General features: G+C 75.0%; 4 protein-coding genes. 2 read left to right on the forward strand and 2 right to left on the reverse strand.

The features are described from left to right. Positions 1-12: 12 nt before the first annotated feature. Both OG617_RS01365 and OG617_RS01370 read left to right on the forward strand, forming a co-directional pair. On the forward strand, positions 13-3966 hold the full coding sequence (locus tag OG617_RS01365; protein WP_405097975.1) for a type I polyketide synthase: 3954 nt from the start codon (positions 13-15) through the stop codon (positions 3964-3966). Next, entirely contained in the window at positions 3966-16199 is a 12234-nt protein-coding gene (locus OG617_RS01370) for an SDR family NAD(P)-dependent oxidoreductase (protein WP_405097977.1), read from the forward strand. Before OG617_RS01365 ends, OG617_RS01370 begins: the two co-directional genes overlap by 1 nt. Before the next feature lie 43 nt (positions 16200-16242). Here the strand turns inward: OG617_RS01370 and OG617_RS01375 are convergent, their stop codons facing one another. Both OG617_RS01375 and OG617_RS01380 read right to left on the reverse strand, forming a co-directional pair. Further along, entirely contained in the window at positions 16243-17403 is a 1161-nt protein-coding gene (locus OG617_RS01375) for a helix-turn-helix domain-containing protein (RefSeq protein WP_405097979.1), read from the reverse strand. Beyond that, positions 17390-18409 (reverse strand): hypothetical protein, encoded by a 1020-nt coding sequence (locus OG617_RS01380; RefSeq protein WP_405097981.1) that lies wholly within the window; start codon positions 18407-18409, stop codon positions 17390-17392. The genes OG617_RS01375 and OG617_RS01380 overlap by 14 nt, the downstream gene beginning before the upstream one ends. Positions 18410-18421: the final 12 nt, after the last annotated feature.

Genomic DNA, 18421 nt, shown 5'->3' on the forward strand with positions numbered 1-18421 from the left:
GGTGTCGTTCGCATGTCCCAGGAAACGAAACTCGCCGAATACCTCAGGCGCGTCACCACCGAGCTGTACGACACCCGGGCCCGGCTGCGCGAGGCCCTGCGCCCGGACACTGACCCGGTGGTGGTCGTCGGCATGGCCTGCCGCTACCCCGGCGGCGTGGACACCCCCGACGCCCTGTGGGAGCTGCTCTCGCAGGGCAAGCACGCGATCACCGACTTCCCGGCCGACCGCGGCTGGGATACCGCCACCGTCTACGACCCGAACCCGCAGGCGCCGGCGCCCGGCACGACGTACGTCCGCGTCGGCGGCTTCCTGGACACCGCGACCGGCTTCGATGCCGGCTTCTTCGGTATCGCTCCGCGTGAGGCGATCGTGATGGACCCGCAGCACCGGATCCTGCTCGAGACCGCCTGGCACGCCCTCGAGGACGCCGGAGTCGACCCGGCCGCGCTGCGCGGCACCGACACGGGTGTGTTCGCCGGGGTCTCGGCCGGCGACTACACCACCAACCTGGCCGAGATCCCGCCCGACCTGATCGGCCAGCTCTCAATCAACAACGCGGTCAGCGTCGCCTCGGGCCGCATCGCCTATCTGCTCGGCGTCCACGGGCCGGCGCTGAGCGTCGACACCGCCTGCTCATCGTCGCTGGTAGCCGTGCACCTGGCGGCCCAGTCCCTGCATCGGGGCGAGTGCGGGCTCGCGCTCGCCGGCGGGGCCGCGGTCACCGCCACCCCAGCCCGGTTCATCGAGTTCTCCCAGCAGCGGGCAATGGCCCCGGACGGCCTGATCAAACCGTTCTCCGCCGACGCAGACGGCACGGCGTGGGGCGAGGGCGCGGCGGTGGTCGTCCTGGAGAAGCTGTCGCGGGCCCGCGCCCTGGGTCACCGGGTGCTGGCCGTGCTGCGCGGGTCGGGGGTCAACCACGACGGGCCGTCGAACGGGCTCACCGCACCGAACCGGCACGCTCAGGAGCAACTCATCCGGGAGACGCTCGAACGGGCCGGGCTCACCGGGGACGACGTCGATGCGGTGGAGACGCACGGTACCGGCACCACGCTCGGCGATCCGATCGAGGCGCAAGCGCTCGCGGCCACGTACGGCTCTCGCAGAGAACGCCCGTTCTATCTTGGTTCCAACAAGGGCAACCTCGGGCACACCCAAGCGGCGGCCGGCATCGCCAGCGTCGTCAAGACGGTCCTGGCGCTGCGGCACGGCCTGCTGCCCCCGATCGCCGGCTTCTCCCGGCCCACGCCGCACGTCGACTGGGAGAAGACGGCCCTGCGCCCCCTGTCGGAGGCCACCCCCTGGCCCGAGACCGGCGGCCGGCCCCGGCGCATGGCGGTCAGCGCCTTCGGCATGAGCGGCACCAACGCCCACCTGATCCTGGAGGAGCCGCCCACACCCGGCGAGGCGGACACTCCGGCGGGGTCCGCCGGCGGTGAGGAGGACGGTGTGCCGGCGGTGCTGCCGCTCACGCTGTCGGCCACCAGTGCGGCGGCGTTGGCCGCTCAGGCGCGCAGCCTGCGTGGGTACCTCGACGGGTTGACGGCAAAGGCGGGCGCTGCCGACGTCGCGTACGTTCTCTGCCGACGCACCCACCACCCGCACCGGGCCGTCGTGCTGAGCGACCGCGGGGACGGCTTTGCCGGCCTCGACGCCCTGGCCGAAGGGACCCCCTCGCCGCGGGTCGTCCTCGGGCACGCCGGTGCGGACGGCGGTGTCGCGTTCCTCTTTCCCGGGCAGGGCAGCGAGTGGCCGGGCATGGGGCGGGAGCTACTGCGGACCTCGCCGGTGTTCCGAGAGACGATCGCGGCGTGCGAGGACGCGCTGTCCGAAGTCGTCGACTGGTCGCTGGGTGCGGTGCTGCGCGGCGAGAACGGCACACCGCCTCAGCAGCGGCCCGACGTGCTGCAACCCACCCTGCTCGCGATGATGGCCGGGCTGGCCGAGATGTGGCGGTCCTGCGGTGTGCGGCCCGCCGCCGTCACCGGGCACTCGCAGGGGGAGATCGCCGCGGCGTGGCTGGCCGGTGCGTTGACGCTGCCCGACGCCATCCGGGTGTCAGCGCTGCGCAGCCGGCTGTTCACCGAGCTGAGCGGGCTGGGTGGGATGGCCTCGGTGAGCCTGTCCCCCGACGAGACCGGCGGCCTGCTGTCGCGCCGCCTCGAGATCGCCGCCGTCAACGGGCCCCGATCCACGGTGGTCTCCGGTGACCTCGATGAGTTGGCCGCGCTGCTCGCCGGGTGCGCCCGCCGGGGTGTGCGCACCCGCCGGCTGCCGATCGGGTACGCCGCCCATTCCTACCAGGTGGAGTCGATCCGCGACCGGCTCCTCGAAGGGCTGGCCGGGATCCGGGCCGAGGCTGCGACCGTGCCCTACGTCTCCGGGGTCACCGGTGACTGGCACGACACGGCGGCCGTACCGCTGGACGCCGCCTACTGGTACCGCAATCTACGCGAGCCGGTTCGGTTCGACCGGGCGGTCGGCACACTGCTGGACGGCGGCAACCTGAAGCTGATCGAGGTCAGCCCGCACCCGGTGCTCCTGCCGGCCGTCCGCGAGACGCTCGACGCGGTCGGGGCCTCCGCCGCAGCCCTGGGCACGCTGCGCCGCGACGAGGGCGACCTCGACCGGTGGATGGCCACGCTGGCCGAGGCGCACGTGTCGGGCGTGGCCGTCGACTGGCCGGCCGTGCTCGTCGGCACCGGTGGGCGCCGGATCGACCTGCCGGGCTACGCGTTCCAGCGGGAACGGTACTGGCTGAACTCGGCGCTGCCCCGGATGGACGGCCGCCCGGCGGACGACGGTGGAGCGGAGGAGACCGCCGGTGCCCTGCTGCGCCGCCTGGCCACCCTGGCGCCGGGCGAGCGCGACGACGCTCTCGCCGACCTGATCGCCGAGCACGTCGCCGTGGTGCTGCGATACGCCTCGCCCGGGGCCGTCCCGCGCGACGACACGTTCCGCGACCTGGGCTTCGAGTCGCTCAACGCGGTGGACCTGCGCAACCGGCTGGGCGCCGCGACCGGCGTCGAGCTGCAGCTGGCCGACATCCTCAACTACCCGACCGTCACCGACCTCGCCGAGTTCCTCGGCACCCGGCTGCCCGAGGCCGGGCCCGCCGCCCTCGACGCACCCCCCGAGGCGGACGCGGGCGACGGCACGCTCAGCGCGCTCTACCTCGTCGGTGTCCGCGCGGGCCGCACCGCCGCGGCCATGGACCTGATCCGTACGGCGGGCAGCCTGCGCCCCACCTTCGAGGCCGGGACCGCCGCGCCGATGTACCGGATGGCGGACGGCACGGGCGCGGCGCTGGTCTGCACCACGGCGCCGGTCGCCCCGATGACCGACGTCGCATACGGGTTCTTCGCCGCCGCGATGCCGCAACCGCGTCCGTTGTGGATGGTGCGGCCGCCGGGCTTCGAGCCCGGTGAGCGGGTGCCGGCCGACCTGGACGCCCTGGTGCGGGCTCAGGCGCGGGCCCTGCTGGACAACGGCGAGCTGGACCGGGTCGTGTTGGTGGGCTACTCGTCGGGCGGCTGGCTCGCGCACGAACTCGCCGCGCACCTGGAGGCCTCCGGGCGGCCGGCCGCCGCGCTCGTACTCTTCGACTACTACCCGTACGCCCCGAGCGCCGACGAGCTGCGCGGCGGCTTCATGCGCGAGCAGGCGCGCCGCTGGCCGGCCGGGGCGGGCGGCGCCGACCGCGCCCTGGACACCCAGCTCGGCGCGATGGGCGCCTACCAGAACCTGTTCGCCGACTGGCGGCCCGGCGGGATAGCCACCCCGATCCTGCACGTGGCCGCGGCTGACGCGCTGCCCGGACGTCCCGCGCCCGCGCCGCAGGACCGGTTCCGGCCGCCCTGCAACCGCGTGGTGACGCTGCCCGGCAACCACCTGAACATGCTCTCCGAGCAGGCCGAGGCGGCCGCCCGTACGGTCCACGACTGGCTCGCCGAGGTCCTGTGATGCACGAGGACGTCGCGATCATCGGAATGGCCTGCCGGTTCGCCGGCGCCGATGGGCCGGAGCAGTTCTGGCGGCTGCTGCGCGACCGGGTGGACGCCGTCACCGAGGCGCCGCCGGACCGCTGGACCGACGCCGGGCCGGGCGAGCGGCCCCGGGTTGGCTCGTTCTTGCCCGCGGTCGACGGCTTCGACGCCGCGTTCTTCGGGATTTCCCCGCGCGAGGCGGCCGTCATGGACCCGCAGCAGCGACTCGCCCTGGAGCTGAGCTGGGAGGCCCTGGAGGACGCCGGGATCGTCCCGGCGACCCTGCGCGGCGGCCGGGCCGGGGTCTTCGTCGGGGCGATGCGCGACGACTACGCCCGGCTGGCCCAGCAGCTCGGCGAGGACACCGCCACCCAGCACTCTTTCACCGGCCTGCAGCGCAGCCTGATCGCCAACCGGATCTCCTACCTGTACGGCCTGCGCGGCCCGAGCCTGACCGTCGACACCGGGCAGTCTGCCTCCCTCGCCGCCGTACACCTGGCCTGCCGCAGCCTGCGCTCGGGCGAGTCCGACGTGGCGCTGGCCGGGGGCCTGAACCTCAACCTGCTCGCGGCGAGCGACGAGGAGGCCGCCCTGTTCGGCGGCCTGTCCCCCGGCGGCCGCTGCCGCACCTTCGACGCGGGCGCCGACGGCTTCGTGCGGGGCGAGGGCGGCGGCATCGTCGTGCTCAAGCCCCTGGCGGCGGCGCTGCGCGACGGCGACCCGGTGTACTGCGTCGTCAAGGGGTCGGCGCTGAACAACGACGGCGGCGGCGCAGGCCTGACCGTGCCAAGCGAGGCGGCGCAGGCGCAGCTGCTGCGCGACGCGTACCGCGACGCCGGTGCCGACCCGGCGAGCGTGGGCTACGTCGAGCTGCACGGCACCGGCACGCCCGTCGGTGACCCGGTCGAGGCCGCCGCGCTCGGCGCGGTCCTGGGCGCCGTCCGCGACCCCGGCCGCCCGCTGCCGGTCGGCTCGGTCAAGACCAACCTCGGCCACCTGGAGGGCGCGGCCGGCATCTGCGGCCTGATCAAGACCGCCCTGGCGATCCGGCACCGCGAGCTGCCCGCCGCCCTGCACTTCACGGCGCCGCACCCGCGGATACCCCTCGACGAGCTGCGGCTGCGGATCGTGACCGAGGCGGCGCCGTGGACGGCGGACGGGCCACGGATCGCCGGGGTCAGCTCGTTCGGGATGGGCGGCACGAACTGCCACGTGGTGCTCGCCGAACACGTCGCCGCGGCGCCCTCGTCGGAACCCGGCCCGGCGCAGGCCGCGTTCCTGCTCTCCGGCCACACCGGTGCCGCGCTGGCGGATCAGGCGGCGCGGCTGCGGGCGTACCTGGCCGACCGGCCCCGCACCGACCTCCTGGCGGTGGCCCGCACGCTGGCCGGTGCGCGGACCTCCCTGCGGCATCGGGCGGTGCTCACCGCGGCCGACGAGCCGGGTCTGCTCGCGGGGCTGGACCGGCTCGCGGCCGGGCGCGGCGGCCCGGAGATCTCCCGGGGCGTGGCCACGCCCGGCGCGACCGCCGCGTTCCTCTTCTCCGGGCAGGGCAGCCAGCATCCGGGGATGGGCCGGGCGCTGTACCGCGAGCACCGGGTATTCCGGGACGCCTTCGACGAGGTCTGCCGGCACCTGGACGCCCGCCTCGGCGTGCCGCTGCGCGAGATCATGTTCGCCCCGGCCGGCACGCCGCGCGCCGCCCTGCTGGACGAGACCCGCTACACCCAGCCGGCGCTGTTCGCGCTGGAGGTGGCGGTCCACCGCCTGGTCACCTCCTACGGCGTGGCGGCCGCAGCGCTCGCCGGGCACTCGATCGGCGAGCTCGCCGCCGCGACCGTCGCCGGTGTCTTCGATATGCCCGACGCGGCGACCGTGGTGGCCGCCCGGGGCGAGCTCATGCAGGCGCTGCCGGCGACCGGCGCGATGCTGGCCGTACGCGCCTGCGCGGAGGAGATCCTCGAACTGCTGTCCGGCTACGACGGCCGGATCGGGCTGGCCGCCGTCAACGGGCCGGCGGCCACCGTGATCAGCGGCGATGCCGACGCGCTCGCCCACGCGGCCGAGTTGCTCGCTCGCCGAGGGCGCAAGACCACGGCGCTGCGGGTGAGCCGGGCGCTGCACTCGCGCGACCTGGACCCGATGCTGGAGCGTTACGGTGAGGTCCTGGCGGCGGTCACCCTGCACCCGCCGCGGCTGCCGATCGTGTCGACGCTCACCGGCAAGCCCGTCGGCCCCGCCGAGATGACCGACCCGGATTACTGGGTGCGGCAGGCTCGGGAGCCCGTACAGTTCCTGGCCGCGATGCGCGCCCTGGACGCCGCCGTCCTCGTCGAGCTCGGGCCCGGCGCGGGCCTGGCCGCCGCGGCCCGCGAGTGTCTGGCCGCCGGCGACGGGCCTGCGCCGGCCGTGACCTCGGTGCTGCGCCGCAAGCGGCCCGAACCGGCGACGCTGCTCGGCGCGCTCGGCACGCTGCACGCGCACGGCGTGCCGGTGGACTGGGCCAAGGTGCTCGGCGGGGCCGCAGGACTGCGGCTGCCGACGTACGCGTTCCAGCGCGAGCCCCACTGGCTGACCTCGCGGCCAGTCCCGCGAACGACGCGGCCGGCGGTGACCGTCGGGGACCTGGTCGTGGAGGAGGTCGCCGAGGTGCTCGGCTATCCCGACGCGACGGCCGTGGAACCTGAGCGCACGTTCACCGACCTGGGTTTCGACTCGCTGATGGCCGCGGAACTGCTGGACCGGGTCCGCGCGCGCACGGGCACCGCGCTGCCCGGCACGGCGGTCTTCGACCACCCCACCCCGGCCGCGCTGACCCGTCACCTGTTCGCCACGTCCGTCCCCGTGCCCGTGCCCGCGCCGGTGGCCGGGTCGGCCGACGCGGACGACCCGGTCGTCATCGTGGGCATGGCCTGCCGCTACCCCGGCGGCGTCACCGGCCCCGACGAGCTGTGGCGGCTGGCCGAGTCGGGCGGCGACGCGATCGGCGAGTTCCCCGCCGACCGGGGCTGGGACCTCGACGCGCTGTTCGGTGCCGGACCCGACCGGCCCGGCTCCTCGCTGACCCGCCGCGGCGGTTTCCTCTACGACGCCGCCGAGTTCGACGCCGCGTTCTTCGGGATCTCGCCGCGCGAGGCGCTCACCACCGACCCGCAGCAGCGGCTGCTGCTGACCACCGCCTGGGAGGCGTTCGAGCACGCCGGCATCGACCCGGCGACCGTACGCGAGAGCCGCACCGCCGTCTTCGCCGGCGTCATGCACCACGACTACGCGCCCCGGGTGCACACCGTGCCCGCCGGACTCGAGGGCCACCTCGTCACGGGCAACACCTCCAGTGTGGTCTCCGGGCGCCTGTCGTACGTGTTCGGCCTGCGCGGCCCCGCCGTCACCGTGGACACGGCGTGCTCGTCCTCGCTGGTCGCCCTGCACCTGGCCGCCCAGTCGCTGCGCCGCGGCGAGTGCACGCTCGCCCTGGCCGGCGGCGTCTCGGTGATGTCCACGCCGGAGATGTTCGTGGAGTTCTCCCGGCTGCGCGGGCTCGCCCCCGACGGGCGGTGCAAGTCGTTCGCGGCCGGGGCGGACGGCACCGCCTGGGCCGAGGGCGCCGGCCTGCTCGTGCTCGAACGCCTCTCCGACGCCCGCCGCCACGGCCACCGGGTGTGGGCGGTCGTGCGCGGCAGCGCCGTGAACCAGGACGGCGCGTCCAACGGCCTCTCCGCGCCCAGCGGCCCGGCCCAGGAGCAGGTGATCCGGGAGGCGCTCGCCGACGCCGGCCTGGCACCCGGCGACATCGACGCGGTGGAGGCGCACGGCACCGGCACGCCGCTCGGCGACCCCATCGAGGCGCGGTCACTGATCGCCACGTACGGGCGGGAGCGGCCGGACGGACGGCCGCTGCTGCTCGGCTCGCTCAAGGCGAACATCGGGCACGCGCAGGCGGCGGCCGGCGTCGGCGGCGTCATCAAGATGGTCCAGGCCCTACGGCACGGGGTCCTGCCGGGCCTGCTGCACCTGGACCGCCCGACCGGGCACGTCGACTGGGACGACTCGGGCGTACGCCTGCTCGACGCCACCACCACGTGGCCGCGGACCGGCCGCCCGCGCCGGGCGGGCGTCTCCTCCTTCGGCATCAGCGGCACCAATGCGCACGTACTGCTGGAGGAACCCGCCCCGGAGCCGCCGCCCGGACGCCGCCCGGAACCCCCCGCCGCGCTGCCCTGGTTGGTGTCCGGCCGGTCCCCGCGGGCGTTGCGGGCGCAGGCCGCCCGGCTGCGCGACCTGCTGCACGACGAACCGGAGACCGACCTCGCCGATCTGGCCCGTGCCCTGACCGCGCACCGCCACGCGCACGAGCACCGCGCGGTCGTCGTCGGCACCGGCCGCGACGAGCTGCTGCGCGGCCTCGACGCGGTGGCCTGCGGGCAGCCGGCGCCGGACGTGCGCACCGGGCGGGCCCGCGCGGGACACCGGCCGGTCCTGGTCTTCCCGGGCCAGGGCACCCAGTGGACCGGCATGGCCGTGCGGCTGCTGGAGTCCTCGCCGGTGTTCGCGGCGTCGATACGCGAGTGCGGGCGGGCCCTGGCTCCGTTCGTGGACTGGTCACTGCCCGGCGTGCTGGGCGACGCGGCGGCGCTGCGCCACGTCGACGTCGTGCAGCCGGCGCTGTGGGCGGTGATGGTGTCGCTGGCCGAGGTGTGGCGTTCCTTCGGCGTCGAGCCGGCCGCGGTGGTGGGGCACTCGCAGGGGGAGATCGCGGCGGCCTGCGCCGCCGGGGCACTGTCGCTCTCAGACGGCGCCCGGGTGGTCTGCCTGCGGGCCAGGGCGATCCGCGCGCTGTCGGGTCGCGGCGGCATGATGTCGGTCCAGCTCCCGCGCGCCGACGCCGAGCGGCACCTGCGGCCCTGGCAGGGGCGGATCTCGATCGCGGCGGTCAACGGTCCCCGGTCGACGGTGGTCTCCGGCGACCCGGACGCGCTGGACGCGCTGGGCGAGCAACTCGCGGCCGAAGACATCCGGCTGTCCCGGCTGCCCGTGGACTACGCCTCGCACTCGGCCCAGGTGGAACGGCTGCGCGAGCGCCTGCTCACCGAGCTCGCCGGGATCCGGCCGCGCACCTCGGACGTGCCGTTCCACTCCACGCTCACCGGCGGCATCATCGACACGGCCGGCCTCGACGCCGAGTACTGGTACCGCAACCTGCGGCACACCGTCGAATTCGAGGGCGCGATCAGGGCCCTGCACGCCGCCGGCCACCGCACGTTCGTCGAGGCGAGCCCGCGCGCGGTGCTGACCATGGACGTCCAGGAGATCCTCGACGAGGGCGACCGGCCCGGGACCGCGCTCGGCACGCTGCGCCGCGACGACGGCGGCCTCGACCGGCTGCTGACCTCGATCGCCGAGGCGTACGTGATCGGCCTCGGCGTGCGCTGGGAGCCGGCCCTGGCGGCGGGCGCCCGTGGGCGTGTCGGCCTGCCCACGTACGCGTTCCAGACCGAACGCTTCTGGATGCTGCCCGACACCGCGGCGGCCGGCGCCCGCGCCCTGGGCCTGGTGCCCAGCGAGCACCCGCTGCTCGGTGCCGAGCTGCCGCGCGCCGACGACGGCGGGCTGCTGCTCACCGGTGTCCTGTCGGCGACCGGCCGGCCGTGGCTGGCCGACCATGGCGTCGGCGGCGACGTGCTGCTCTCCGGGACGACGTTCGTGGAACTCGCCCTGCACATCGGGCAGCGGGTCGGCCGCCCGCAGGTCGAGGAGCTGGTCCTGCACGCGCCGCTGGTCCTGGCCGAGGGCGCCGGCGCGCGGATCCAGGTCAGTGTCGGCGGGGCCGCAGCGGAGCCACGCCGCCCGGTCACCGTGTACGCCGAGGACGGCAGCACCTGGGTCCGGCATGCGAGCGGCTGGCTGACCGGCGGGGTGGCCCCGGCCGCGCCGTTCGCGTGGCCGCCCGCGGACGCCGAACGGGTCGACCTCGGCGGCACCTACGAGCGCCTGGCCGCGACCGGCTACGAGTACGGGCCCGCCTTCCGGGGCCTGCGGGCGCTCTGGCGATCCGGCACCGACCTGTACGCCGAGATCGTCCTCCCGGAACCGCTGCAAGCCGACGCCGCCGAGTACAGGCTGCATCCCGCCCTGCTCGACGCCGCCCTGCATCCCCTGCTGGTCGCGGACGACCACGACGAGATCCGCCTGCCGTACTCGTGGAGCGGCGTCGCGCTGCACGCCACCGGCGCGACCGGCCTGCGGGTGCACCTCGCCGACGCGGGCGGCGGCGCGATCCGGCTGCACGCCACCGACTTCGGCGGCCGGCCCGTGGCCTCGGTCGACGCGCTCACGCTGCGCCCGCTGCGGCGCGGGTCGCCCGACCGGCTGCTCTGGCAGGTCGACTGGGTCGAGGCGAGGGCCGGCGAACCGGCCGAGGTCGTGGCGTACGTCTGCCCCGACAGCACACCGGACGTCCCCGCCGCAGTGCGTGAGGCGACCGGCGGCGTCCTGGAGTGGTTGCAGCGCACCCTGGCCGACCCGGCCCACTCGGACACGACCCTGGTCGTGGTCACCCGGCACGCCGACCTGGCGCAGTCGGCGGTCCGGGGCCTGGTGCGCTCGGCGCAGACCGAGAACCCGGGCCGCATCGTGCTCGTCGACACCGACCGGCCGGCCGGCCCCGAGGATCTGCGCGCGGCGGCCAGCGCCGGCGAACGCCAGGTCGCCCTACGCGGCTCGCGGCTGCTCGTCCCCCGGCTGACCCGCTCCGCCACCCCGCCCACGACGGCGCCGTGGGCGTGGAACCCCGACGGAACCGTGCTGATCACCGGGGGCACCGGCACACTGGGCGCGCTCGTCGCCCGCCACCTGGTCACCGAGCACGGCGTACGCCACCTGGTCCTGACCGGGCGCGGCGGGCGCGGCGCCCCAATCGCGGACGAGCTGGCCGCGCTCGGCGCCCGGACGCGCGTCGCCGCCTGCGACGTGGCCGACCCCGACGCGGTCGCCGCGCTGCTCGGCTCCTTCGACCCCGAACACCCGCTGACCGCCGTCGTGCACGCCGCCGGGGTCCTCGACGACGGCACCCTCGACTCGCTGGACGCGACCCGGCTCGACACCGTGCTGCGGCCCAAGGCCGATGGGGCGTGGCACCTGCACCGGCTCACCGAGCACCTCGACCTCGACGCGTTCGTGCTCTTCTCCTCGGTGGCCGGCACGATCGGCACGCCCGGGCAGGCCAATTACGCCGCCGCGAACTCGTTCCTCGACGCGCTCGCCCACCACCGCCGTGCCCGCGGCCTCACGGCGACCTCGCTGTCCTGGGGGCTCTGGGACCTCGACACCGGCATGACCGGCCACCTCGGCGACGCCGGCCGGGCCCGGCTGGCCCGGTACGGCCTCTCCCCGCTCGGCCGCGAACAGGGCCTCGCGGCGTTCGACCTGGCGCTCGCCCGCGACGTCGCGCACCTGATCCCCGCCCGTCTCGACCCCACCGCGTTCGCCGGCCCGCCCCGCCGTACACCGGCGGCCGCGCCCACCGACGCAGCGGACTCTGCCCCGCGCGACCGGCAGACGCTGACCGACCTGGTCCTGTCGACCGTGGCCGCGGTACTCGGCCACGGCTCGGCCGACGACATCGAGGAGGGCCGCGCCTTCCGCGACCTGGGCATCGACTCGCTCACCGGCCTCGAACTGCGCAACCGGCTGAGCGCCGCCACCGGGCTGCGGCTGCCGGCCACCCTGGTCTTCGACCGGCCCACCCCGGCCGCGCTGATCGCCTTCCTGGCCGGCCGGACACCCGCCCGGCCCGCCGGCGGCGAACCGGCGGCCCGGCCTGCCGCGGACACCGACGACCTGGTCGTGATCGTCGGTATGGCCTGCCGCTACCCCGGCATCGGCACGCCCGCCGAGCTGTGGCGCCTGCTCGCCGAGGGCCGCGACGTGATCACCGACTTCCCCGCCGACCGGGGCTGGGCGACCGACGCGCTCTACGCGCCTTCGCCGGCCCCCGGGAAGACGTACGTGCGGCGGGGTGGGTTCCTGGGCGACGCCACCGCGTTCGACCCGTCGTTCTTCGGCATCTCGCCGCGCGACGCGCTCATCATGGACCCGCAGCACCGGGTCCTGCTGGAGACCACCTGGCACGCCCTGGAGGACGCCGGCGTGGACCCGCACGCGCTGCGCGGCTCCGACACCGGCACCTTCACCGGGCTGATCGCCGGCGACTACACCTCACTGGTCACCGACATCCCCGACGACCTGGTAGGGCATGCCTCGGTCGCCAACACCCCGAGCGTCGCCTCCGGTCGGCTCGCCTACCTGCTCGGCCTGCACGGGCCGGCCATGACCGTCGACACGGCGTGCTCGTCCTCGCTGGTCGCGCTGCACCTGGCCGCCCGGTCGCTGCGCGAGCGCGAGAGCAGCCTCGCGATCGTGGCCGGGGCGACCGTCATGTCCACGCCCACCCGGTTCGTCGAGTTCTCCCAGCAGCACGGCCTCGCCCCCGACGGCCACGCCAAACCGTTCTCCGCGGACGCCGACGGCACCGCATGGGGCGAAGGCGCGGCCGTCCTCGTCCTCGAGACGCTGTCGCGGGCCCGCGCCAACGGCCACCGGGTGCTCGCCGTCGTCCGCGGCACCGCCGTCAACCAGGACGGGCCCTCCAACGGTCTCACCGCGCCCAGCCGCGACGCCCAGGAGCGGCTGATCCGGGCCACGCTCGCCAGGGCCGGGCTGAACGCCGACGACGTCGACGTGGTCGAGGCGCACGGCACGGGTACCACGCTCGGCGACCCGATCGAGGCGCAGGCCCTGGCTGCCACGTACGGTGCCGGGCGAGAACGACCGTTCTATCTCGGCTCGATCAAGGCCAACCTCGGGCACACCCAGGCCGCGGCGGGCGTCACCGCCATCATCAAGATGATCCTGGCGATGCGCCACGGCGAACTTCCGGCGCAGCCCAGGCTCACCGCGCCCACCCCGCACGTCGACTGGGACGACACGCCGCTGACCCTGCTCACCTCGCCCACCCCCTGGCCCGAGACCGGCCGGCCCCGGCGCGCCGCGGTCAGCGCGTTCGGGATCAGTGGCACCAACGCGCACCTGATCCTGGAGCAGCCCGAACCCGCCGAGCCCCCGGCGGCGGCCACCACGGCACCGGTCGTGCCGCTCCCGGTGTCGGGCACCACGCCGGCCGCCCTGGCCGCGCAGACCGCCCGGCTGCTCGACCACGTGGCCGACGCTCCACGCCTCGTGGACGTGGCGTACACGCTCTCCCGGCGCGCCCACCACCCGCACCGCAGCGTCCTCCTCGGCGGCGTCTGCCTCACCGGGCACGCGTCGGGCGAGGTCCCGACCGCCTTCCTCTTCCCCGGCCAGGGGACGGCGTGGCCCGGGATGGGCCGCCGTCTCTACGAGACGATGCCCGCGTACGCGCAGGCCTTCGACGAACTGAATGCCGAGCTGGAGCCCCTGCTCGGCCGGTCACTCACCGACCTGGGACCCGAGCTGCTGAGCCGCACCGACTACGCCCAGCCCGCGATCTTCGCGGTCGAGGCGGCGCTGCACCGCCTGCTGACCAGCTTCGGCGTACGCCCGGACTTCCTCGCCGGTCACTCCGTCGGGGAGATCACCGCCGCGTACGCCGCCGGGGTCCTCTCGACGGCCGACGCCTGCGCGCTGGTCATCGCCCGGGGCAGGCTGATGCGCCAGGTCGGCCACGCCGGAGCGATGGTCGCCCTGCAAATCTCCGAGGACGAGGCGCGGGAGCTGATCCGGGGCCGCGAGCACGAGGTCGCGATCGCGGCCGTGAACGGGCCCGCCGCCGTGGTGCTCTCCGGCGACGAGCAGGCCGTCCACGACTGCGTACGGGGGCTGCGGGCCACCGTGCTGCGCACCGACCGTGCCTTCCACTCGCACCACCTCGACGAGATCCTCGAACCGTTCCACGAGGTGCTGACCGGCTTGACGTTCTCGCCGCCCGCCACGCCGATCATCTCCGCGGTCACCGGCGAACCGGTCGCGGCCGGGCAGCTGTGCACGCCGGAGTACTGGACGCGGCAGGCCCGCGACACGGTGCGCTTCGGCGACGCCCTGGAGCGGCTCGCGCGGGCCGGGGTCCGCGCGTTCGTCGAGGCCGGGCCGGGACACACGCTGTCCACCCTGGTGTCCGCGGCCCTGCCGGACGCGGACGAGCCGATCACCTGCCTGCGCAAGACCGAGCCGGACGGCTTCCTGACCGCGCTGGCCGGCCTGCACGTACGCGGCGTCCCCGTCGACTGGTCACCGCTGACCGCCGGCGGCACACTGGTCGACCTGCCGCCGTACGCCTTTCAGCGGGAGCGTTACTGGCTGCGCGACGTGGAACACCCGCCTGTCGACCCGGTGCGCTACGACGTCACCTGGCAGCCCCGGCCCGCACCCGAGCGTCCCGCGCACGGCGGGACCTGGTTGATCGTCGGCGAGCACGACGCCGCGGGCCTTCGCCGGGCCCTGATCGAGCGCGGCGTGCAGGTGCGGCAGTGCACCGATCCTCGGCAGCACCAGGGGACACCGACCGGGATCGTCTCGCTGCTCGCGCTGGACGACCGGGACGACGCCGGGCTGCCCCGGGCCGCGACCGCCACGCTCGACCTGCTCAACGCCGTCGACGCCACCGGGCTGGGCGCGCCGGTCTGGAACCTGACCCGGGGCGCCGTCTCGACCGGCCCCGGCGACCGGATCCGCCGGCCCGCGCAGGCCGCCGTGTGGGGGCTGGGCCGCACGATCGCGCTCGAGACACCGTACGTCTGGGGCGGCCTGCTCGATCTGCCGGAGCAGGACTGCTGGTCCATGGTGGCCGATGTCCTGCTCGATCCCGGTGGCGAGGACGAAATCGCGATCCGCGGCGACGACGTCCTCGTCCCGCGCCTGCGCCGCGCACCGGTCCGGGAGCCGCAGCCCTGGCATCCGCACGGGACCGTCCTGGTGACAGGCGGGCTCGGCGGCCTGGGCGCGCAGGTCGCCCGGTGGCTGGCCCGGCGCGGCGCCGGCCGCCTGCTGCTCGCCGGCCGCCGCGGCGCCGCCACGCCGGGCGCCGAGGGCCTGCGCGCCGACCTGGTCGCGCTGGGAGCGGACGTACGCATCGCCGCCTGCGACGTCACCGACCGGGCCGCCCTGTCCCGGCTAATCGCGTCGGTGCCCGCCGACGCGCCGCTGACCGCGGTCGTGCACGCTGCCGGCATCCTCGACGACGCCCCCGCCGCGGCCCTGACCCCGCAACGGATGGCGGGCGTCTGGGCGCCCAAGACCGGTGCCGCCTGGCACCTGCACGAGCTCACCCGCGCCCTGCCGCTCGAGCATTTCGTGCTGTTCTCCTCGCTCGCCGGGTTGGTCGGCTCGGCCGGTCAGGGCGCCTACGCTGCCGCCAACGCCGCACTGGACGCTCTCGCCCTGCACCGGCGCGACCTGGGCCTGCCCGCCACCTCGGTCGCCTGGGGACCGTGGGCCGGTCCCGGCATGTTCGACGCCGTGGCGGGCCGCTCCCCGCACCTCGACGGTCTCACCGCGATGGCGCCGCAGGAGGCCCTGGACGCGCTGGAGCGCTGCGTGCCTGGCTGCAGCGTGGTCGCCGAGGTCGACTGGAACCGCTTCGGCCGGCGTCCCCGCGGCCTGCTCGCCGAGCTGACCACCGGCGCGGAGCCCGGCCGCCCCGAGCCGCTGCCCGCCGAGGTGCTCGCGCTGCCGGACGAGGACCTCCGGGAGTTCCTGCTCGGGCGCGTGGTCACCCACGTCTCGGCTGTCTCCGGGCACCCGGCCGCCGACGTTCCGCCGGGCGAGCCGTTCAAGCAGCTGGGCATGGACTCTCTCGCCACGATCCAGCTGCGCAACCGGCTCAGCGCCGACACCGGCCTGAGCCTGGCCGCGACCGTCGTCTACGACCACCCGACCCCGGTCGAACTCGCCGGCCATCTCACCGACCGCCTGCGTGCGCTGCGGGTGCCGTCCAGTCGTCCGGTCCTCGACCGGTTGCGCGACCTGGAGGAGGCCCTGGGCACGACCACGGCCGCAGAGGACGCGCGTACGGAAATAACGGCCGCGTTGGAGGGGCTTCTCCGCCGATGGCGCGGCACCGAGGGTCTCGCCGTCTCCGCCGATCTCGACGGCGTCTCCGATCTCGACGTCGCCTCCGACGAGGAGATGTACAGCCTCATCGACGCCGTGCTGGGCACCACCGACGAGCATCGCTGAGATCCGCCCACAGCTCGGTCACGCTCGTCACCGCCGCCGACATCTACGCCTGATCCGAGGTGCCGCGGTGGCCCCGCGGGTCCTGGTCCTCCTGGAAGTCGCGGAAGGCGGCCTGGACGCCGGCCTGGAACCGGTTGCGCGCACCGAGTTCGGTCATCAGGGTGGCGATCCGTCGGCTCAGCGTGCGGTAGCCGACCCCGAGCTGCCGGGCGATCACCTCGTCGGTGCTGCCGGACAGGAGCAGTGCCACGAGCTGCTGCTGTGAGAGTTCGACCTCGCTGTAGTCCGCCTCGGACGCATTGGGCGGCTGGCTGGCCGGCGAGGTGCCCTGGCCGGCATCTGCCGGGTCGAGCGGATGCTGCGGCACCGGCGCGGCGCGCTCCCACAGTGCATCGAAGAGTTTGCCGAGTGCGACGAGAAGCCCGCTCGGGTACACCATCACCGCGCCCTGGGTGTGCTGGGCGTCGCCGGGTTCGGGCTCGACCTGCAGCAGCGCCAGCCGGTCGTCAACCAGGCAGAGGCTGACGGGCAGCGCCGGCAGGGTTCGTGCCTGCGCGCCGGCGGCGGCCAGGTCGGTCAGCAGGCTCCGCGCGCCGGGAAGTTCGAGGCAGTCGCGCTGGTAGACCACGCGGCAGATCACCTGGCCGTACGACGGCGTCGGCTCGAACACCGCGCCAGGATTCGGATCGGACGGACCGCCGAGGTCGGGCGGTCGGACCAGAACACGCAGCTCGTGCCGGGCGGTCCGGTGCAGTGTCGTGAGCCGCTGCACGACGGCTCTGCGGCCGTTCACCCTCTCGACCACCGCGGGACGGCGGGCGGCGGTGTGCCCGCGGTAGGCGGTGGCGAGTTCGTCGACGTGCCGGCGAGCCTCGCGCATCTGCCGCTCGTGGGCGAGCAGCAGCGCCTCGATCGCGATGTCCGGCGGTACCGCGGTGTACCGGTCCGGCGGGCCGGGCACCCGGCTGGCCAGGTCCCTGGCCTCCAGCGTGGCGAGTACGTCCGCGAGCGGCTCGGGGCGTTGCCAGGCCGTGGTGAGGTCGGCGACGGTGGTGGGGAGCCGGCCCACCAGCAGCTCGTAGGCAGCCTCCTCGGCTGGGGCCAGCCCGATCGCTGCCAGCGTGCCGCGTCCGTCGGCGGCTGTTCCCGCTGCCGAGTCCGGGGCTGAGTCCGGGGCCGGTCGAAGGCCATCAGGGCTGGACACCGTGACCCTCCCCTGCTGCGGTGAGCCAGCCGCGGGCGACCGCCCGGTATCCGGCTTGGAACCGGGTTCGGGCATCGAGTTCGGCCATCATGTCGCTCACCCGACGACGCACGGTGCGTTCGGACCAACCGAGGTGGTCGGCGACCCCCTGGTCGGTGAATCCGGACACCAGCAGGGACAGCAGGTCGCGGTCCGCATCGGGCAACTCGCCTGGCGGGCTCACCTCGGCTTTGCTGTCGCGGAGGCGCAGCGGCACCGCGCGTTCCCAGCACAGTTCGAAGAGTGCGAACAGCGCCGCCAGCAGCACCGGGTCACGCACGATCAGCACCCGGTCTGACGGCGCGGTGTCGGTGTCGAGCTGGAGCATCCCGAGCGGCTGGTCACTCAGAATCATTTTTAGCGGAGTCTCGGTGACCCGGGCCTGCTCGCCGGCCTCGATGGTCTGGGAGATGGCCGCGACCCGGCCGGGCAGGTCGAGCGCGCCGTGGTCGTACAGCACCCGGCAGGACATTCCGCCGCGCAGCAGTTCCAGCTCGGTCTGGTTGGAGTACATCTGGTCTGCGGCGTATGGCGGTGCGTCGCACACACACAGTTCGTGTCGGGCGCTGCGCAGGACGTGAGTGAGGTACCGGTCGATCTCGGCGGCGCCGTGGACGACCTCGACCGGTTCGGTCGGACCGCCGTCGGCCCTGGTGCCGCGAACCTGGTGGAACTGCGTGCTCAGCGTGAGCATGCGTTGGTGGACCTGGGTCAGCTCCTGGCTGCGTGCACCGAGGAGGGCTGCCAGTGCGGTCTGCGGCGGGGTGGCGGCATACCGCGGCGGGTCCGTGCTGGTCAGGGTGACCAGGTCCAGTTGTCGGAGTCGTACGAGTGCTGGCCCGGTGTGGTCGGCCCAGGAGTGGTCGGCCGCGAGCCGGGTGAGTTCGGCGTGGGTCACCGGTGGGCGGGCAACCAACGCTTCGTAGAGGCCCTGCTCAACTGGCGACAGACCGAGGATGCGTAGCACCTGTCGATCATC

This window comes from Micromonospora sp. NBC_01412 (assembly GCF_045040215.1).
In the GTDB taxonomy this organism is placed as follows: Bacteria; Actinomycetota; Actinomycetes; order Mycobacteriales; family Micromonosporaceae; genus Micromonospora; species Micromonospora rubida.